This is a genomic window from Nibribacter ruber, from assembly GCF_009913235.1.
Lineage (GTDB): Bacteria > Bacteroidota > Bacteroidia > Cytophagales > Hymenobacteraceae > Nibribacter > Nibribacter ruber.
In genome coordinates, this window is record NZ_CP047897.1 from 1,441,492 (window position 1) to 1,461,957 (window position 20,466).

The window sequence follows — 20,466 nt, forward strand, 5'->3', positions numbered from 1 at the left end:
TGGCCTAATGGCTTTTCTTTTACCTTCGTGGCCGGGGTTTCAATCTCTAACCAGACGCCTCTGATTGCGTACAGTAGTGCGGTTACCGGTGGTAACCATTTTTTATTTACCCATGTTACTGAATTCTTCTCCTTCTTCTGCTCCCGCGCTGCGTGAAAGCTGGCTGCTGTTCATTCTGGCGGCCATCCAGTTTACGCACATCATGGACTTTGTGATTATGATGCCGCTGGGGCCGCAACTCATGCGGGTCTTCCAGATAAGTCCGCGGGAGTTTGGTTTTCTGGTGTCTGCCTATACGTTCAGTGCCGCTCTTTCTGGGTTCCTGAGCGCCTTTTTCATTGACCGCTTTGACCGCAAGTACGCGCTTTTGGGACTCTACCTGGGGTTCACCCTGGGAACGCTGGCCTGCGCACTGGCGCCCAACTTTAGCTTTCTCCTGATTGCGCGGGTGCTGGCCGGCGCGTTTGGAGGGGTGCTGGGGGCGTTGGTACTGGCCATCATTGGTGACTCAGTGCCAGAGGAACGCCGCGGGGCTGCAACTGGTAAGGTCATGGCGGCTTTTTCCATCGCCTCCATTGGCGGAATTCCTATTGGTTTGTACCTGGCCAGCCACGCCAGCTGGCACGCGCCCTTTTACCTGCTCACCGGCTTATGCGTGCTGGTGCTCATATTGGCCTGGCGCATGCTGCCTCCTATGCGAGAACATTTGCTTCACCACCTTCCGCAGCATCCGGGCCAGGTCATGCTCACCATCTTTACCAGGGCCAACTGCCTGTGGGCTTTTACGCTTATGGTCACGCTTTCTTTGGCCGGCTTTACGGTGGTGCCCTTCCTGAGCCCGTACATGGTGGCCAACGTGGGTTTTGAAGAAGCCGAACTCAGCTACATCTACCTCTTTGGCGGGCTGGCTACGGTGGTCACCTCCCAATGGGCAGGCCGCCTCGCCGATAAATTCGGGAAGAAAAAGGTATTCATGGCCGCGGCGCTTTTCTCAGTGGTTCCCATTCTAATCGTGACTAATTTGCCGCAGGTGCCGCATTGGCAGGCGTTTGTGGTGACCACGCTGTTTTTCATCGTGTTCGGGGCCAGGTTTGTGCCGGCCATGTCCATGATCACCTCCAGCATTGAACCCAGGCTGCGCGGAAGCTTCATGAGTGTCAATTCTTCTGTTCAGCAGCTGGCCTCTGGGCTGGCAGCGTTTCTCTCAGGGCTCCTTATCACCAACGCTCCCGGCCAGGATGACCTGATAGGATTTGGCACGGTGGGTCTCATTGCCGCTTTCTTCACGCTGGTGTCAATGTGGGTAGTGACCAAGCTAAAGGCGGTGAGCTAGCCCGTTTTTAGCCTAAATTCTGGAAAATAGGCCAAAAACGGCACCGCAGAATCCTTTGAAAGGAGAAGCCAAACCTGCCCAAGAATCGTATAGAAAAAAGAAAAACTAAAGAAGAACCATGGCTAAGAAATCCTTCACTGATCTTATCAACAGCCCCGGCATGCCCGTGCTGGTAGACTTCTACGCCGACTGGTGCGGCCCCTGCAAAACCATGGCCCCCATTCTGCAACAAGTAGCCCAGCAATACCAGGGTAAACTCAAGGTGATTAAGATAGACGTGGATAAGAACCAGGCCATCGCGCAGCAGTACCGTGTACAAGGCATTCCCACCCTTATATTATTTCACCAAGGCAAATCCCTCTGGCGCCAATCCGGTGTAGTCCCTGCCCCGCAACTCAGCCAGATTGTGCAGCAGCATTTACCATAGAAAACCTGCGGTTTTCAGTAAGAGTTGAGAGGAAAGGTGATACCTGCCCGGCGGTAAAGGGTTATTTTCATCTATCATGCTAACACCTCCCTTCGTTCTGCCAGGGGAGAATCTGCGTGGCGAAAAGGCATCGCCCTGAGTAAGCTATTATAGACTAAGAACTCGCTTGTCATCCCCCTGCAAAGAGGGACTCAAAACCTCTTTTAAAATGAAACCAGTTTTTGGTCTGATTCCTGAAAAACTGCCCAAAAACGGAAGGACACCCATACCCTGCCCATAAAAAAAGGGTATTACTCCCTCCCTTTCTCCACCAACAACGGAAGCGTTAAAAAGAAAGTAGTCTGCGGATGCGGCAGAGACGTAAAATGCAGATTACCGCCATGCTGCCGCACCATCTGCCTGGACAAACTCAACCCGATGCCCGAGCCTTGCGGCTTGGTGGTATAGAAAGGAATGAACACATGGTCTTGCGCATCTGGGGCAATGCCAGCGCCGTTGTCCACTACCTCAATCCGGACCAGATGTTCGGCTTTGGGATCTTTGTGGGCACGCAGGAGAATGCGGCGTTCAGAAACCTGGCTGCAGGATTCCATGGCGTTTTTGAGCAGGTTCAGAAGGACCTGTTCCAGTTGCTCAGCATCGGCGTTCAGCCATAGAACTTCCTCCGGGAGCTGCATCAGGAAGGCAATGTGCTGGTCTTTCATCTGGGCTTCCACCAGCTTGCAGACATGGCTGCACAGGGCCTGGATGTTGAGCGGTGCCCGGCGCGGCGGCGGCACGCGGGTAAGGCGGCGGTAATTCTCCACGAAGTGCTGCATGCCGCGTGTGCGCTTTTCTATGGTACGCAGCCCCAACTGCAGATCTTCCATGGTGTCTTCTTCCAAGTGACCCGCCTCAGTGACCGGGGTTAACTCAGATGCCACTAAATCACTAATGGAAGAGGTAAGCGAGATGATGGGCGTGACAGAGTTCATGATCTCATGCGTCAGCACGCTGATTAGCTTTTTCCAGGCTTCCAGCTCCTGGGCCTCCATCTCAGAGCGTATGTTTTGGAAAGACATGATCCTGATTTCTTCCTGCTGAAGGCGTAGAATGGACACTTGCACGGTGAGTAAGACTTCCTCAGTGAGTTGCTTGAGCTTGATGAGCTTGCCTTCCTGCGTAGGCTCCCCGAAGGCGACTTCAGTAAGGTTGGGATACAGGCGGGTGGCGGCGTTCAGGTTCTGCAGAAAAGGCAAATCCAGGAGCCGGTGGGCGGCCTTGTTCATGAGCTGAATCTGCCCCGTCTTGTCAAAGGTGATAAGGCCAATGCGCAAATGCTCCACCACGCCCTGCAGGTACTGGTGGTGCACTTCCTTTTCGGCCTTCACCTGGGCAAAGGACTCCGTGATTTCATTGAAAAGGCGGTGCAATTCGCGGTACTGGGGCGGGGCTCCTTCCACGGCAAACCGCAGCGTGAAGTCTGAGTGCTTAATGGCCAGCAGAAACCGAAGCATGTCCTGGTGGGTGCGCTTTACGTAATGCACCAGCTCGGCCACCATGGCCACCGCAATGGCCAGCAGGCAACACATGGAGATGTACCACTCAAACCTGAACCCAATGTACAAGGCCAGCAACAGGGTAAGCCCCAGGCTGGCCACGCGCGCAATCACCCGCAGGTTAAAGGGACTAAAGGCCATACTTCTCAATTCTTCGGTACAAGGCCGTACGGGTAATGCCTAGTTCTTTGGAAGCATGGGTGATGTTGCCGTTGTTTTTGAGCAGGGCCTGCTGCACCAGTGTTTTCTCTACGTTGCCCAGGGTCTGGTCTTTGGCCAGGGTGAGTTCCTCCATGTCTACGGTGTCCTCAGCCAGGTAAATGTCTGAAGGATGCAGATGACCAGACTCACACATGATCATGGCCCGTTCCATGGTATGCTCCAACTCCCGTATGTTACCCGGCCAGCTATAGGATTGTAGTTTCTGCAGCACCGCCTTTGACAGTTGCACCGGTGGTTTTTGGTACTTTTTGGCGAAAGTAGCCAAAAAACGCTCGGCCAGCGGTTGTATGTCTTCTTTGCGCTCGCGCAGGGGCGGCAACTGAACCTCAACCGTGTTGATACGGTACAGCAAATCCTGCCTGAACCTGCCTTGCTTCACCATGTCATACAAGGGCATGTTGGTGGCGCAGATCAATCGGATGTCCACCAGCTTTCCTCTGTTGGAACCCACGGGGGTCACCACCCGGCTTTGCAAAGCAGTCAACAACTTAGCCTGCAGCGGCAGCGACACGTTCCCGATCTCATCCAGGAAAAGCGTACCACCTGAGGCTACCTCAAAGCGCCCGATGCGGTCTTCTTTGGCGTCTGTGAACGCGCCTTTCATGTGCCCGAACAGTTCACTCTCAAAAAGCGTCTCGGTCACGGCCCCCAAGTCTACGGGAATGAACACTTCTTTGGCTCTTTTGGAAAGACGGTGCAGAAGGCGGGCCGCTACTTCCTTGCCGGTGCCGTTTTCGCCCAAGATTAAGACGTTGGCGTCTGTGGATGCTACTTTCTCCAGGGTCTGGTACACCTTCTGCATGGCCGGTGAGGTGCCCACCAGCTCCACGCCCACTTGGTTGAGGGCTTCATTGAGGTGCTGCTGCTTGTTTCTAAGGTGCAACACTTCTGAGGTAGACTGGCTGAGTTTGCTAGCGGCCGTGATGGTGGCCAGCAGCTTTTCATTGTGCCAAGGCTTGACTACAAAATCTGAGGCCCCCAGCTTAAGCGCCTGCACGGCCAGGTCAATGTCACCGTAGGCGGTCATCATGACAACCACGGCCTGCGGGTCTATTTGCAGGATCTTCTGGAGAAGGTCCAGTCCTTCGCGGCTGGAGGTGGCGCCGGCCGTGTAGTTCATGTCCAGCAAGATGACGTCATAGGGTTCTTTGAGCAGCAGGTCTGTCAGGCGCTCGGGCCGTATTTCTGTGCGCACCAGGGAGAAATGCTGCTTTAAAAAGATGCGCCCGGCGGTGAGAATGTCTTCCTGGTCATCTACAATTAATATACGGCAGTTGGTTTTGCTCATACAGTAAAGGAAAAAGGGTTCTGGCAGAGGAATAAACACGCACAAAGAAAGTGCCACACCAAACGCTGGCCCAGACCAATGGGTGAGAAGCTGTAGGTCAACTAGTTACAAAACCACTTAACAAATATCGCTCTTTTCTATGTACGGTTCCAGACGAATAAATGTACGTTTCCGGACACTAGATTGCAACCTAGCGCATATCTAAACTGACATTCCGCTTGAAATCAGGGGTTTATAAAACTGGCATCTAGTTTGGATGAGAATTTCCACAACCCCACCACTATGCAATACTCTGCCCCGCTCCCAGACCAGACGGCCTTGTCCCTGGCAAAGCCCAAACACCCACGTACGCCAGCCTTGCTAATACCCATGCCAAGGACCGGGCTACCTGAACTGGAAGAGCTTCGCGCCCAATTTGACCAAAGGACTTCTTCCACCACAGTAGAAGCCACAATTCAATGGATCCACGGTGCCACCTGAACCTTGTTTTTGGCTTGTTTTCCAGGAAATAGCCCAAAAACAGAAGCCTGGCGCGGCAAAGCCTGGAAATGCCTGGCGCCATTGAGCCGCCAAATGAATTAAACGTATTTTTGAGGAACCTGCCTGCTGTAAAATCTGCCTATGGCCCTTGTCTACCAAACACATGCTGAAGAATTACTTTAAGATAGCCTGGCGCAACCTGCTCCGGAACCCGGCCTACTCTGCCATTAACATTGTGGGGTTGGCTACGGGCATTTCGGCGTGTCTGCTCATTTTTCTGTTTGTGCAGCATGAACTCACCTATGACCATGAGATACCGGGCTCTGAGAACATTTACCGCATCAACAGCAACATCAACTTTCAGGGCAAGAATGACCACTTTGGCCTTTCTCCCCGCCCCTTGGCGCAGGCCATCAAGGAGGTCATCCCAGAGGTGAAGCAAAGCACCCGCCTTTCTACCATAGACAAGCAGACCCTCTGGGTTGACCAGAAACCCTTTTTGGAGGACCATCTGGTTTTCGCGGACAGCACGTTCTTTGAGGTGATTCCTTACACGTTTCTGGCCGGTGACCCCGCTACCGCCCTGGATGCTCCTAAAACCATTGTCCTCACTGAGGAACTGGCCACCAAACTCTTTGGCGGCGCACAGCAAGCCATGGGGCAGTTTATTTCCTTCACCCGAAACACGCACCAGGTGACGGGCGTGGTCAAGGGATACAAGCACTCCCACTTGCCCATCAGCGCGTTCCTGTCCCAGACCACCCGCGAAGAGGCCCTTAGGCTGGGCAAAGACTCTACGGCCGCCGTTTTTGAGGAAAGCCACTGGCTGGCCATCGGGTACTACACATATTTCACGCTGTACACGCCTGAGAGCATGCCGGTTTTTGAGCAGAAGCTGGCCCAGCTGGTCAAGAGCACCATTGAACCCTGGATCAGGGAGCAGAAACTGAGTGCCACCATGCGGTTTGAGGTGCAGCCCATCCGGGAGATTCATTTGGGCGGCCAGTTTGAACATGAGCTCTCCCCGCCCGGTAACAAGGCGTACGTGTACATTTTCAGTCTGGTGGCCGTCTTTCTGCTCTTGATTGCCTGCATCAATTACATGAACCTGGCCACGGCCCGGTCTGCCAAGCGCGCCCGCGAGGTGGGCCTGCGCAAAGTAGTGGGCGCCGACCGCTACCAGATCATCAAGCAGTTTCTAGGCGAATCCATCCTGCTCACCTTGCTATCGCTGATTCTGGCCCTGGCCATGACCGAGATTTCCATCCCCCTTTTCAACCAGCTCACCGACAAGGAATTCACGCTGTCTTCTTTTCTCAGCCGTAACTTTATTCTCACGTTGTTGGGCATTCTGCTGTTTGTGGGTTTGGCGGCGGGCAGCTATCCGGCGTTCTTCTTGTCCAGTTTCAGGCCGGTGGAGGTGCTCAAGTCTGACAAGAGCCCCAGAAGCGGCAGTTCCTGGCTGCGGCGCACGCTGGTGGTGTTGCAGTTTACCATTTCTTTGGTGCTCATCATTGGCACGGCCGTGGTGTACAGCCAGCTGCAGTTTCTGAAAAACAAGAACCTGGGCTTTGACAAGGAGCATGTACTGGCCATTAACCTGCCCGCCGGAGACACCACCGTGGCCCGGCATCTCAACGTGGTCATGGACCAACTCAGGCAGCACCCCAACATCACCTCCGTGGCCCGCACCGGCAACATTCCCGGCGAGGACCTGGGCCGCCTACTGGTGTTGGTAGAGGATGAGAAGGGCCAGCAACCGGTAGACAAGACCATGAACGTGATGTTTGTGGAGGAAGGCTACCTGGAACTGCTGGGCATTCAACTGAAGGAAGGGCGCTATTTTGACCAGGACCTTGCCTCAGATGAGAAAGGCGCGGTCATTTTGAACGAAGCCGCCGCCCAATGGCTGGGCTATGCGCAACCGCTGGGCAAGAAGATTCAATTGATTGACTATGACGCCCGGGTGATTGGCGTGACCAAGGACTTTCACTACGCCTCGTTGCACAGCTCCATTGAACCGCTCATTCTGGTGCCCATCAAAAACTCCAACGGGTACCTGCTCACCAAGATGAAGGCCGCAGACATGGCCCAGACCGTGGCGTTTGTAGAGCAGAAATGGAAGGCGTTTGCGCCCCGCTACCCCATGGAGTCTTTTTTCCTGGATGATTACTTTGCCCAGCAGTACCGCGCCGAAGAAAAGATGTTGGCCATCTTCGGGTATTTTGCGGCGCTCACCATTCTCATTGCCTGCCTGGGCTTGTTTGGTTTGGCGTCTTTCACGGCAGAGCAGCGCACCAAGGAGATAGGCATTAGAAAAGTGTTGGGCTCTACCGTTTGGGAGATTGTGCTGCTGCTGTCCAAGGATTTTGCCCTGCTGGTGATGGTGGCCATTGGTCTGGCACTGCCCCTGGCCTGGCTGGGCATGCGGTACTGGTTGCAGGACTTCGCCTATAGAGTTCCCATGAGTGCCTGGCTGTTTGTGTCTGCCGCGTTGGTGGCCCTGTGCATTGCCCTTATGACGGTGGGCGTACAGGCGGCCAGAGCGGCCTGGCTCAATCCCATCAAAGCCCTGCGGAGCGAGTAAAAATCGTTTTTGGGCAGTTTTCTGAGAAATAGCCTAAAAACGATGGAAGGCGCTGGCAGAAAGGGCAAGGAATTTGCAAGGTTCTATATCTAAATTCCCTATTATTTCGTTGTTCTCTTACTCCCTTCTCATAAAGCTGTATGGTTAGATCATTTATAGCGGCCCTTGGCCTTGCCGTGTTGGTGCAGTTGCCTGCGTTGGCACAGAACCCAAAGAACCCAACCTACCGGTTCTCCATTGACCTGAAACAGGTAAGCAATGACAAACTGCCGGTGACCCTGCTGGTAGATGACCTGGACCAGCACGAGGTGCTCTACAAGCTGCCCAAGATGGTGCCGGGCACGTACGCCGTCTATGACTTCGGGAAGTTCATCTCAGACTTCAAGGCGCTGGACAAGAAAGGGAGAAAGCTGCCCGTAGAAAAGGTAGACGTGAACACCTGGCGCATCAAGGACGCCAAAAAACTCACCAAGATCACCTACCTGGTAGATGACACCTGGGACACGCCCAAGCGCGAAGACATCGTGTTTGAGCCTGCCGCCACAGACATTGAGGCCGGAAAGGTGTTCCTGATCAACACGCACGGGTTCTTCGGGTATTTTGAGGGCATGACCAAGGAGCCGTACCAGGTGGTGGTGAACAAGCCCCAGGATTTCTACGGAGCCACGCCGCTGAGAGCCTCGGCCACTACGCCCACCGCAGACACCTACCTGCTGCACAACTACAATGACCTGGTAGACGCGCCCATGCTGTACAGCAAGCCAGACACCGCCATGCTCAAAGTAGGCAACGCAGACGTCTTGATTGCCACCTACGCCGGTGGCGGCGGACAACGCTCCAAGAACCTGGCCAGCAACATCAAAACCATCTTGGACGCGCAAAGAATCTACCTGGGCGGCACCCTGCCGGTAGACAAATACGCCTTCCTGATCTATATTGACAACAAGCAGAACCGCACCGGGGCCTATGGCGCGCTGGAGCACTCGTATTCCTCCATGTATTATTTCCCCGAGATGCCCCCGGCCATGCTGGCAGAGCAGGTGCGCAGCATCTCGGCGCATGAGTTCTTCCACATTGTCACGCCCTTGAACATTCATTCAGAGGAGATCGGCAATTTCAACTTCTCTCAGCCCAAGATGTCCAAGCACCTGTGGCTCTATGAAGGCGTGACCGAGTACTTTGCCCACCACGTGCAAGTAAACCAGAAGTTGATTGAGGTAGACGCCTTTATGGAAGAGATGCGAAGCAAGATCATCGCCTCTAAGGAAGAATACAATGACAGCCTGCCCTTCACTGAACTGAGCCTGGGTGCCCTGGACAAGTATGAGAAACAGTACGGCAACGTTTACCAGAAAGGCGCCCTCATTGGCATGGCCCTGGACATTAGGCTGCGTGAACTTTCTGGCGGAAAATACGGCGTACGCAACCTCATGAAAGACCTGAGCCAGACCTATGGCAAGGACAAATCCTTTAAGGACGAGGAGCTGTTTGACAAGATCACGGCCCTCACCTTCCCAGAAATCAGGGATTTTTTCAGACGCTATGTAGAAGGCGCCGAGCCATTACCGTACACAGAGCTGTTCAAGAAAGTGGGCGTCATTTATAAACCGGCCGGCGTGGAGAAGCGTCTTTCTCTGGGTAGACCCACCTTGGGCTATGACCAGGCTTCTGGTAGAATCATTGTGGCCAGCGTAGAAACCCTCACCCCTTTTGGCAAGCAATTGGGCTATAAGGCAGAAGACCAGCTGCTGGCCATTAACGGCGAAGACCTTACCCTGCAAAACGCCACAGACTTGTTCCGGAAACACATTGCCAACGGCAAGGAAGGCAGCATGCTCACCATCACGGTGGGTCGCAAGGACGCCAGCGGCAAGGTGAAGCCCGTAGAGCTCAAAGCCAAACTGGTACCCACAGAGGAAATGGTGGCGCACTCGCTTGCTCCAGACCCTACCGCGACAGACGCCCAGCTGGCCCTGCGCACCGCCTGGCTGTTTTCCAGTCTGTAACCTTACCAAGGAAAGCCACTCCCGTTTTTGGGCTGTTTTCATGAAAACAGCCCAAAAACGGGAGTGGCTTTTTTAGATATATTTACACCATGAACCCAGAGTCCCGCCAAAAGCTGCTAGCCTTCATAGACACGGCCCACACCGCCGTAGAAGTGTCTTACCCTACCGCCCCGGTGTACATAGGCACCCCAGAATACCTGGAGAAAAGACGCCTGTTGCTGGCAGATTTGTCGTTGCATCTGGCCCAGGACGCCCTGCACGGGGAGAGCCTCCAACCCGAAAAAGCACGTCAGCGCCTGTTTGCCATTACCAGATTGTACGCAGAGCTTTATCCAGAACATGGGTTCTCAGCGGCGGCCCAGGCGCTTTCTCCCGAGGTCATTGAAAACATCTCGGCTGGGTAGGCGTTATGCTTTCGGGAAATTAGAGTAATATCATCGTACCCATCTGGTCACCGTCACTGCCTATGTCTCTTGCCTTGCGCCTTCTGCTCTCTTTTACACTCCTGCTTTGCCTGAGCTTCTCTGCCGCTGCCCAGGACAAAGCCACGTTGAGCGGCATTCTGAGAGACGCTAAAACGGGGGAACCCTTAATTGGGGCGAACGTGGGCCTGCTGGGCACCACCGCCGGCGTGACCACCAACACCAATGGCTTCTACAGCCTCACCACTGCCCCTGGCACCTACCGCGTGCAGTTTTCTTACCTGGGCTACCAGACCCAAGTGCAGGAAATAGCTTTAAACAATGACCAACGCCTGAATCTGGAGCTGGCCCTGCTCAACACTGAGCTCAAAGAAGTAGTAGTGGAAGGCGAGCGCAACACCTTTCAAGACCGCCTCACCACTCCCCAGATGAGCATGGAAACCCTCTCCAGCCGGGAGGCCAAACTGCTGCCCGCTCTTTTTGGCGAAGTAGACATCATCAAAACCCTGCAATTGAAACCGGGCATCCAGTCTGGGGGCGAGGGAACCAGCGGCCTGTTTGTACGCGGCGGAAGCAATGACCAGAACCTGGTGTTATTGGAAGACGCGCTAGTGTACAACCCCAGCCACTTGTTCGGGTTTTTCTCAGTGTTCAACCCAGACGCGGTGCGCAACGTGGAGCTGTACAAAGGTGGCTTTCCGGCGCAGTTTGGCGGCCGGCTCTCCAGTGTGCTGGACGTGAAAATGCGTGACGGTAATAGAAAGGAATATGACGTATCAGGGGGATTGGGTTTGATTGCCTCTAGGTTGACTGTGGAGGGTCCCATACAAAAAGAAAAATCTTCGTTTCTGGTGTCTGGCCGGAGAACCTACGTGGACGTGTTCACGCGCATGATCAACAAAGCCAAAGAAGACGACCCAGACTGGAGCCCCATCCCCGACTATTACTTTTATGACTTCAACGCGAAGGCCACTTTTGAGCTAGGGCCCAATGACCGGCTGTTTGTGAACGGCTACTACGGGCGCGACTTCTTTACCTTCAATGATGAGAACTTCAACTTCAATTTCAACTGGGGAAACCGCGTGGCCAGTGCCCGGTGGGCGCATCAGTTCTCGCCCCGGTTCTTTGTCAACACCACCTTCTCCACCTCCAACTATGAATATGAGATAGCCAACCAACTGGACATCTTCAGCTTCAACCTTACCTCCAGCATTACGGACTACACCCTGAAAACTGACTTTGAGTACCTGCCCAATGAGCGGCACCATGTTCGGTTTGGCGGTTCAGCCACGGAGCACCAATTCACGGTGGGCCGCCTGCAGGCCAGCAGCCAGGACGGTTCTGTGAACGTGCAGGCCGGCAATGATTACCAGGGACAAGAGTTTGGCGTCTATGCCTCAGATGACTGGAGTTTCTCCCCGCTCCTCACGGTAAGCTACGGGCTGCGCCTGTCGGGTTTTAGAAACGACAAGACGTTTGTAGGGTTGGAGCCGCGTCTGTCGGCTAACTATCGGTTCACGGAAACCCTTTCCTTGAAGGCCAATTACACGCGCATGTACCAGTATGTGCATTTGGTGTCCAACTCAGGTGCCTCCCTGCCCACGGATATCTGGTACCCGTCCAGCCCGGGCGTGAAGCCGCAGCGTTCAAACCAGTTGGCAATTGGGTTGACCAAACTATACAAAGACACCTACCTGTTCAGCACAGAGGCCTACTACAAAGACATGCAACGCCAGCTGGATTTGCGGGACGGCGCCCAGATCTTCGGGAATGCAGAGCTGGAAAAGGAGTTTGTCTTTGGCACCGGTGAAAGCTACGGACAGGAGTTTTACGTGGAGAAGAAAGAAGGCAAAACCACCGGATGGATAGGCTACACCCTTTCCTGGACCAACCGTACCTTCCCAGACATCAACAACGGCAAGACCTTTCCTACCCGCTTTGACCGCCGCCATGACCTTTCTGTGGTGGCCATCCATGAGTTCAGCGAGCGCATGAGCGCCACGGCCACATTTGTGTACGGGACCGGAAACGCCTATTCCCTTCCGGTGCAGCGGTTTATTTTCCAGGATGTGAACGGCGAGGACTATACGGTGATCCCCGTGTACACTGAGCGCAACTCGTTCAGGCTGGCGGCTTACCATAGGCTGGACCTGGGGCTGGTGTACAAACTCAAACCCAAGCGCGGCACCTCAGACCTCACCTTCAGCGTGTACAACGTCTATAACCGCCGCAACCCGTACTTCGTGTATTTTGAAACCCTTAAGGATGAGGAAACCGAGCAAATCACGGGCTTTGTGGCCAAGCAAGTGTCTTTGTTCCCGGTTATCCCTTCCATTACTTATAATTTCAAGTTTTAAGCATGGCACGTATTCAATCAATTGGCTGGTTCTGGGTTCTGCTGTTGCTGGTGGGCTTTTCGGCCTGTGACATGGAGCAGGAAATTGAAGTGCAGCTGCCGGTCCTGCCTCCTGAGTTGGTGGTGGAATGTTACCTGGAAGAAGGCAAACCCATCAGGCTGGCCCTGTCTGAGACCTCGGGCTATTTTGAAGGCGCCCAGCCGGTGGTGGTGAACAATGCCACCGTCACCATCACCAAGAACAACTCATTGGTAATTCCTTTGCGGTTTAGCGTAGAGGTAGACAACAAGAACGAGAAAGTCACCAACTACCAAAGCCGGCACGTCATCAACAGCCAACCCGGCGATGTGTACACCCTCACCATCACAGACCCCAAAGGCCGAAAGCTTACAGGTTTTACCACCGTGCTGCCGCCTGCGCCGCTAGACAGCGTGGGCTACAAGTTCAATGACAAACCCACTGAAAGCCAGGAAGCGTACCTGTTCATACGGTGGCAGGATGACCCCACCCGCGAAAACTACTACCGTCTGCTGGCGCATAAAAATGACAGTACCGGCGTGGAAAGCGAAATGGACGCCGAGATCAACGACCGCCTGCGCAACGGCGAGAAGATCACCTACACCACCACTTACCGCTTTGAACGGGGAGACACGCTCAACATCAAGCTTTTTCACATTGACAAGGCCTATTATGAGTTCATCAGTAGCGTAGAAGATGCCCGCCGCTCCAACGGCAACCCGTTTGCCCAACCGGTGTCCATCAAGCCCACCGTCACGGGCGGCTTTGGCGTTTTCACTCACCTGAACTATGCCAGCAAAGAGCTCATCATAAAGTAAAACCCAATAGCCTAAAAACGAGAAGCCCTGCAGCACAACGCTGCAGGGCTTCTCGTTTTTAGGCTATTTTCTGGGAAACAGGCCAAAAACGCCTATTCCTGAAGCTTGATGAGTTCTTTGATGAGCAGGGTCATGTTGGGTTCTGCCTGGGCGGCGGCCTCCAGAATGTCTTGCAGCTTCACTTTCTTAATCTTGCCTGGCACACACAGGTCTGTGATTACAGATACGGCAAAGCAAGGCAGGTTCATGTGCACGGCGGCAATGACCTCTGGCACGGTGCTCATGCCCACGGCATCTGCTCCAATGGCGGCCAGGTACTTGTATTCTGCCTTGGTTTCCAGCATGGGCCCCGGCACACTCACGTACACACCGCTTTTCACGTTCAATTTAAAATGATCAGACAAATCCAGGGCCTGCTGGATCATGCGGTCTTCATACGGTTCGCTCATGTCTGGGAAGCGCGGTCCCAGCTCGTCTATGTTCTTCCCAATCAATGGGTTGGTTGGCTGCAGGTTGATGTGGTCTGTGATCACCATCAGGTCTGAGGTGTTGAACTCAGGGTTGAGGCCACCGGCGGCGTTGCTCACAAACAGGCGCTTTACGCCCAGCAGTTTCATGACCCGCACCGGAAACACCACCTGCTCCATGGTATAGCCTTCATAGTAATGGAACCGACCCTGCATCACCACCACGCGGCGCCCGCCCAGATCCCCGAAGATGAGTTTACCGGAATGGCTTTCTACCGTAGACACCGGAAAATGAGGAATGTCTGAATAGTTGAGGCTGTGCCGAATCTCCAGATCTTTGACCAGTGCGCCCAACCCCGTACCCAGAATTATTCCGAACTCAGGCTCATATTGATGGTTGATCTGTTCTTTTATGTAAGCGGTGGCTTCCTGTAAGGCTTGTATCATGATGGTAGAGTAAAAGGTCGTTTTTGGCTTGTTTTCTGGGAAACAGGCCAAAAACGGGTTTGTTTACCGCTGCAAGGTCTTAATTTTTTATGAAACTGTAAGACCCGGCCTGTTTCTTTCCCCACAAAAAAGGCCGCCAATGGCAGCCTTTTTTGTGGGGAAAGCTCTATGTTTAACTTTATTGAATGGCAATGTCATATGGCAGACGCGCCTGCACTCCCTGCATTCTTTCCAATTGCTGGTACTGTTGGTAGTACGGCAGCATGGTGCCCAGTTCTTTCTGCAGGCTGTAGGTACGCACCTGCGCCTCTGCGTCATCAAAGAAGTTGGTCAGGAAAGATTTCTGCTCTGGGTAAGAACGCAGACGGTACTCGTCTTTCTTGAGGCCCGCTTTTTTGGCAGCAATGGCAACGGCATCATCCAGTCCGCCAAACACGTCTATCAGACCTCGCTGCTTGGCCTCTGTACCAGACCAAACGCGGCCAGAAGCCACCTTTCTCAAGGCTTCTACAGACATGTTCCTTGACTTGGCGGCCTTGGTGGTGAAGTCTGCGTAAATGCGCTCCACCTCGCGCTGAATGTGCATCTTCTCGTATTCGGTCATTTCACGGGTCACAGAAGGAACGTCAGAGAACTTGCCGGTCTTCACGCGGTCTACGGTTACGCCCAGCTTGTTTTTCAGGAAGTTCTCGGCGTTGAACAGCATGCCAAACACGCCAATGCTGCCGGTAATGGTGTTGGGGTGCGCCACAATGGTGTCACAGGCCATGGCAATGTAATAGCCGCCAGAGGCAGCCACGTCAGACATGGAGGCGATGACCGGTTTCACTTTCTTGGTGAGCATGACTTCGCGCCAGATCACGTCTGAGGCCAGGGAACTGCCGCCCGGCGAGTTGATGCGCAAGACCACGGCTTTCACGTTCTTGTCCAGTCGCGCCTTTCTGATTGCCTCTGACATGCCTTCGCCACCTATGGTGTTCTCGTCACCTTTGCCGCCTACGATCTCTCCAGAGGCGTAGATGATGGCAATCTTGTTTTTAGACGAACCAGACTTCTTGTTGACATCTGCCACCTTGCGGTACTTGCCCAGGTTCACCACGTTGAGTTCTTCTTTCTTCTGGGTGCCGGTCTTGGTCTTCATGTAGTCCATGGCCTCGTCATAATAGCCCAGGTGCGTCACCAGGCCATATTTAAGAGCGTCCTGGGCGTTGTGCACCAGCATGGAGTCAGAGATGTTCTTCACCTCGGCAAAGGACTTGTTGCGTGCCTTGGCCAGGTTCTGCAGCATGAAATCATTCAGGGAATTCAGGAAGGAGGTCGTCTGGGCCCGGCTGGGCTCGCTCATTTTGTCTAAGATGAACGGCTCCACAGCGCTCTTGTATTCGCCCACCTTAAAGATATACGGCTGAATGTCCAGCTTCTCCAGGGTGCCTTTGAAGAACATAACCTCAGAACTAAGTCCGTTCAACTCCAGCGTTCCTGATGGGTTCAGGTAGATGCGGTCTGCCACCGAGGACAGGTAATAGGCTTTTTCTGTAGCCACCTCACTGTAGGCCACCACAAACTTCTTAGACTTCTTGAAATCCACCAGCTCGTTTCTAATCTCTTCCAGCGACGCCATGCCCACTTGCATGAACTCCAGGTTCAAGAGGATGCCTTTGATGTTGTCATCTGTCTTGGCTTTCCTGATGGAGGCTTTGATTTCATCCAGGCCAATGCCCGTCTCCCCTAACACGTCTGACAACCCCAACTCAGCGAACGGGCTGCGGGGGCTGCGCTCTAGGATAGGCTCATTCAGCTTGAGTTCCAGCACAGACTTTTCTTCAATCTTCACGGTGTCATCTGTAGACGCCGCCGCTATGCCTGCCAGAATAATAAAGCCCAGCACCATGAACAGGAGCAGGCCCACAATTGTGGCCAATACGTATTTCAAAAATTGTAACATGTCTTATAATTCTACAGCAAAGAGTGTCCCTGCACCAATGTTTCTACATTAGTCGAATATAAGCCTTAAGACTTACAACCTTTTCTGAATATTGGAATTTTTCTTGTCCGGGGGTGAGTAAAAACCCAGCCAGCCAGCCCATACATCTGTCTATATACATGAGTATCAGCCGCTTTTAAAACACCTGTTTTAATCTAGGCAAAGCAAAAATCAGTATTAGCCGTATACCTGCACACATGCGCACCTGGACTCTACTCCTGCTCTTGTTCCTGATTGCCCTGCCGGGACAGGCCCAACTGCGCCGCAACGTAAGCCTCAAGTATTTTGGATTAACCCTGCACCCCAAAGGAGACGACAACGCCGACCTGATGCCCCTCAACCCAGACGGCAAAGGATATTTTGTGGTGAATTTAGGCGGAAGCGTAAGCTATGAGCAGTTTCTAAAGGGAGACAAGTTTTCTATAAAAGCTATTCAGGCCCTCTACGCAGACTGTGCGCTGCAACTGGCCGGCTTCACGCATTTAGGCGTACGCGCCGTCATTTTTGAGCTGGGCCGTCATTCCTTAAACGGGGGACTTGGTCCCACCCTGGTCTACCGCCGAAACTGGTCTACTCTGGACGGTTACAACATGTCTACTTCTTTCTTTGCAGGTGACCCCAACGATGCCTGGCAGTACAAGATGATTTGGTACGCCGGCGAACTGGAATACAACTACCGCCTCTCTGACCGCACAGACCTGTCCACCTCCTTCGTGCCCGGCTACCCCAACATCATGAGTTTGTCTTTTGGCGTGCGGGTGTGGTTGGGTTCAATGAGTGAATGAGTGGTTGAGTGAATGGATGAATGACATTGAAAGGTGTGAAAATTGGTAATAAGGGCTAGATGATTGCATTTTCCAATCTCCACATTTTCAAATTCTCACATTTAAAACCATTCACTCATTCATTCAATCTCTCATTCAATCATTAGTTAATACCCATACCACTCGCCCCACTGGTTGCGTAGGTTCTTGCGCATCTCGTTTTCGCGGGCATTGTTGCCGGGATTAAAGAAGACGGTGCCCTTGAGTTCTTCGGGGAGGAAGTTCTGGGCCACGAAGTTGCCTTCATAGTCATGCGAGTACTTGTATTCATTGCCGTAGCCAATCTCCTTCATGAGTTTGGTGGGCGCGTTGCGTAAATTCAGCGGCACGGGCGGGCTCCCTTGTTCGCGTACCATGGCCCGGGCCGTTCTGATGGCTTTGTACGCTGCGTTGCTTTTAGGCGAGGTGGCCAGGTAAATAGCGCACTGCGACAGGATGATGTCACACTCTGGGTAGCCAATCACATTCACCGCCTGAAAACACTCATTGGCCATGATGATGGCCGTTGGGTTGGCGTTCCCTATGTCCTCAGAAGCCATGATGAGCATGCGACGGGCAATAAATTTAGGGTCTTCGCCGCCTTCAATCATGCGGGCCAGCCAGTACACCGTGGCGTTAGGGTCTGAGCCGCGCATGGACTTGATGAACGCCGAGATGATGTCATAGTGGGCCTCGCCGCCCTTGTCATACAGGGCTAGGTTCTGCTGGGCAATCTGCTTGACTAGCTCATTGGTGATGACCAATTTCTCCAGCGGATTAGAGGTGCTTCCGTCAATGACAATCTCCAGGAGGTTGAGCAGTTTGCGCGCATCGCCTCCTGAGATGGTCAACAATGCCTCGTACTCCTGCACATCAATCTCGCGCTTCTTCAGAATCTCATCCTCAGTCAAAGCCTTCTGCACCAGGTCAATAAGCTCCTTCTTTTCCAGCGACTTGAGAATGTACACCTGGCAGCGCGACAGTAACGCGGGAATCACCTCAAATGATGGGTTTTCTGTGGTGGCGCCAATGAGCGTGACAATGCCTTTCTCCACGGCGCCCAATAGAGCGTCTTGCTGTGATTTGTTGAAGCGGTGAATCTCGTCTATGAAGAGCACGGTGCCCTGTCGTTTCTTGGCCTGGTCTATCACCTCCCTGATGTCTTTTACGCCCGCGTTGATGGCGCTCATGGCCACGAACGGCACCTTTAATTGACCGGCAATGATGTTGGCCAACGTAGTCTTGCCCACGCCCGGCGGTCCCCAGAAAATCATGGACGGCACCATGCCCGCCTCAATGTAGCGGCGCAGGACGCCTTTGGGCCCTACCAGATGTTGCTGGCCGGCGTATTGGTCTAAATTAGCGGGGCGCATGCGCTCCGGCAAAGGCGCTTTGGAGGTTGGAAACATGGCAAGCTCTCTCTGGGAAAACAATGGTGCTATATACGCACCAGAAACCAAAAGCGAAGGTACTTCTTTCTCTTCCGTTTTTGGGCTGTTTTCTGGAAACCACGCCAAAAATGGAAGACACCCTCCACCTCAACTAACTTGTGAAGCGCCTAGAAAGAATCTCTCGTTTAGCTAAAAGGGAAAATTTTAATCAAAAGGAGCTACAGAGACAATCTTGAAGCCGGTGCCCTCTTTCACTATCTGCACGGTTATGCCCGAGGCCGCGTACACGTCTTTCCATTGCACAAAGCCCTGCACTTTCTTGTCAAACGTATGCACTTTGGCCCAGACAGGGTCCTCGTGGTCACCGTCTTCGGCAATCTCCAGGAGCGGGTACGCCAGCACGGCCGCTTTGGGGGCCTTCAAGGAGGGCTTTGCGTATACCGGCAGCAATGGTTTTAACCCGATGACCGTGGCATATAAATCTACGTCAAAGTTGTCTAGCTGCGGGCTATAGAATCTCTGCGATTGCACATACGGGAACTGGTACACCTCTCTGCCTTCTTCCTTCTCAATGGTGCCGCCCAACGCAAGCGCTTCTTTCAGGCTAGTGAATCCCTCCATCTTTTTAAGGAAATCCTCTAAAAAGTCTGCTTTGCCGTAAGACCCGCCCCCATGCGAAACGGCCACGCTGTCGCCTACCGCATTCATTAAGAAGACCGTGTCTTTTTGCGCACAGGCCGTAATGACTTGCTGGACAAATGCGGCTAATTCTGGCACAGCCTTGGTTTCATTGACAGGTTTACAGGAAAAGGTAGCATGCGTCACTTTCTGCTGGGCAAACCCAGTAGAAACAGATAAGAAAAGCAGAAGACCGAAAAAGGAAAGTACGCGCGCCATGCAACAATTTACCAAAATTTAAGAACGAAAGGAAGCCTTGGAAAGTGTTTTGCCTAAGAAAGATTCAACCTCGTTTTTGGCCTACTTTCTAGAAAACAGGCCAAAACTCGCTCGCCTCTGGCGAGTGTGAGGAACGTACGGCGTCCCGCCGCTACTAAATTGATGACGGTTACGTCGCGAAGCGGCCCAAAGGCCACAGAATGCCCACACTCGCCAGAGGCGAGCGAGAGAATTTTCATGTCTTTATAAGAAGTACAACTGGGCTCATAGAAAAGAAGAGTGCTTCTGAAGTTTAAAGCCATAAAGTGCCAACTTCGTTTTTAGCTTCTTTTCCAGAAAACAGACCAAAAACGCTTATTCCCCCTTCTGCTGTTGACGGGCTTTCATGGCTTCGGCTTTGGCCACAGCAATGGCTTCCTGCTGGTCGGCCCAGAGTTTTTTCTTTTCCTCGGCTTGTTCTGGCGTGAGGTCTGTGAAATGGTAAATCATGTTTTTGATGTCCACTTCCGCGAAGTCATAGACCTTGGTCATGGTGAGGCAGTCGGTGGGGCACACGGTGGTGCAGAGGCCGCAGTAACAGCACTTGGCCAGGTCAATGTCGAAGACGGGTGCGTAGAGACGCTTCTTGGTACCGTCAGAGGTTTCGCCTATTTCTTCTGTGGCTTTCACAGACTCAATGGTGATGCAGTCCACGGGGCAGATTTTGGCGCAGAGGTCGCAGACTATGCAGTCATCAATTTCATTGTGCAGACGGTAGCGCCCATTCTCGGGCACCGGCAAGGATTCATAAGGATAGGTAAGTGTCACCACGCCCGTGTCTTGCTGGAAGTAGTTGGGGTCTGCGATGTGCAGGGGCGAACGTCGCTCCCGTGCCTGGAACAGGTGTCTCCAGGTGAGGCCCAGGCCCTGCCACAAGGATTGGAGGTCCCGCCAAAAGCCGCGGCGCTGCAAACTGCCTATTTTCTCCTGAGGGTTCTCCAT

16 protein-coding genes are annotated in these 20,466 nt (G+C 53.3%); 9 read left to right on the plus strand and 7 right to left on the minus strand.

Annotation, left to right across the window (positions count from 1 at the left end; all coding sequences use genetic code 11):
• Positions 1–112: 112 nt before the first annotated feature.
• Both GU926_RS06120 and trxA read left to right on the plus strand, forming a co-directional pair.
• Entirely contained in the window at positions 113–1,333 is a 1,221-nt protein-coding gene (locus tag GU926_RS06120; RefSeq protein WP_160690018.1) for an MFS transporter, read from the plus strand.
• A gap of 118 nt (positions 1,334–1,451) precedes the next feature.
• Complete coding sequence (gene trxA / locus GU926_RS06125) at positions 1,452–1,760, plus strand: thioredoxin (protein WP_160690020.1); 309 nt, start codon at positions 1,452–1,454, stop codon at positions 1,758–1,760.
• Positions 1,761–2,050: 290 nt separating this feature from the next.
• On the opposite strand, the gene GU926_RS06130 is transcribed toward trxA, so the two are convergent.
• Together GU926_RS06130 and GU926_RS06135 are read right to left on the minus strand one after the other, a co-directional pair.
• Complete coding sequence (locus GU926_RS06130; RefSeq protein ID WP_160690022.1) at positions 2,051–3,439, minus strand: sensor histidine kinase; 1,389 nt, start codon at positions 3,437–3,439, stop codon at positions 2,051–2,053.
• The gene (locus GU926_RS06135; protein WP_160690024.1) at positions 3,429–4,808 is read right to left on the minus strand and encodes a sigma-54-dependent transcriptional regulator; all 1,380 of its coding nucleotides are present in this window, start codon (positions 4,806–4,808) and stop codon (positions 3,429–3,431) included. The genes GU926_RS06130 and GU926_RS06135 overlap by 11 nt, the downstream gene beginning before the upstream one ends.
• 252 nt (positions 4,809–5,060) lie before the next feature.
• Between GU926_RS06135 and GU926_RS06140 the strand changes: the two genes are divergently transcribed.
• The 6 genes from GU926_RS06140 to GU926_RS06165 all read left to right on the plus strand — a co-directional run bounded on the left by GU926_RS06140 (position 5,061) and on the right by GU926_RS06165 (position 13,496).
• Complete coding sequence (locus tag GU926_RS06140; RefSeq protein ID WP_160690026.1) at positions 5,061–5,288, plus strand: hypothetical protein; 228 nt, start codon at positions 5,061–5,063, stop codon at positions 5,286–5,288.
• A gap of 163 nt (positions 5,289–5,451) precedes the next feature.
• Positions 5,452–7,875 (plus strand): ABC transporter permease, encoded by a 2,424-nt coding sequence (locus GU926_RS06145; protein WP_160690028.1) that lies wholly within the window; start codon positions 5,452–5,454, stop codon positions 7,873–7,875.
• 140 nt (positions 7,876–8,015) lie between these two features.
• Complete coding sequence (locus tag GU926_RS06150) at positions 8,016–9,881, plus strand: M61 family metallopeptidase (protein WP_160690030.1); 1,866 nt, start codon at positions 8,016–8,018, stop codon at positions 9,879–9,881.
• 89 nt (positions 9,882–9,970) lie between these two features.
• On the plus strand, positions 9,971–10,285 hold the full coding sequence (locus tag GU926_RS06155) for a hypothetical protein (RefSeq protein WP_160690032.1): 315 nt from the start codon (positions 9,971–9,973) through the stop codon (positions 10,283–10,285).
• A gap of 62 nt (positions 10,286–10,347) precedes the next feature.
• A complete protein-coding gene (locus tag GU926_RS06160; protein WP_160690034.1) occupies positions 10,348–12,660 on the plus strand; it encodes a TonB-dependent receptor in 2,313 nt (770 codons plus the stop codon).
• A 2-nt stretch (positions 12,661–12,662) separates the two neighbouring features.
• On the plus strand, positions 12,663–13,496 hold the full coding sequence (locus tag GU926_RS06165; protein ID WP_160690036.1) for a DUF4249 domain-containing protein: 834 nt from the start codon (positions 12,663–12,665) through the stop codon (positions 13,494–13,496).
• A 92-nt stretch (positions 13,497–13,588) separates the two neighbouring features.
• Here the strand turns inward: GU926_RS06165 and GU926_RS06170 are convergent, their stop codons facing one another.
• Together GU926_RS06170 and sppA are read right to left on the minus strand one after the other, a co-directional pair.
• Positions 13,589–14,410, minus strand: coding sequence for a purine-nucleoside phosphorylase (locus GU926_RS06170; protein ID WP_160690038.1), 822 nt, complete (start codon positions 14,408–14,410; stop codon positions 13,589–13,591).
• A 178-nt stretch (positions 14,411–14,588) separates the two neighbouring features.
• On the minus strand, positions 14,589–16,355 hold the full coding sequence (gene sppA / locus GU926_RS06175; RefSeq protein ID WP_160690040.1) for a signal peptide peptidase SppA: 1,767 nt from the start codon (positions 16,353–16,355) through the stop codon (positions 14,589–14,591).
• A 236-nt stretch (positions 16,356–16,591) separates the two neighbouring features.
• On the opposite strand from sppA, the gene GU926_RS06180 reads away from it, so the two are divergent.
• The gene (locus GU926_RS06180; protein WP_160690042.1) at positions 16,592–17,179 is read left to right on the plus strand and encodes a hypothetical protein; all 588 of its coding nucleotides are present in this window, start codon (positions 16,592–16,594) and stop codon (positions 17,177–17,179) included.
• Between the two features lie 146 nt (positions 17,180–17,325).
• Here GU926_RS06180 and GU926_RS06185 read toward each other — a convergent pair whose 3' ends face one another.
• The 3 genes from GU926_RS06185 to GU926_RS06195 all read right to left on the minus strand — a co-directional run bounded on the left by GU926_RS06185 (position 17,326) and on the right by GU926_RS06195 (position 20,466).
• Entirely contained in the window at positions 17,326–18,606 is a 1,281-nt protein-coding gene (locus GU926_RS06185; protein WP_160690044.1) for a replication-associated recombination protein A, read from the minus strand.
• A 186-nt stretch (positions 18,607–18,792) separates the two neighbouring features.
• Complete coding sequence (locus tag GU926_RS06190) at positions 18,793–19,485, minus strand: hypothetical protein (protein ID WP_160690046.1); 693 nt, start codon at positions 19,483–19,485, stop codon at positions 18,793–18,795.
• Positions 19,486–19,839: 354 nt separating this feature from the next.
• A complete protein-coding gene (locus tag GU926_RS06195) occupies positions 19,840–20,466 on the minus strand; it encodes a NuoI/complex I 23 kDa subunit family protein (RefSeq protein ID WP_160690048.1) in 627 nt (208 codons plus the stop codon).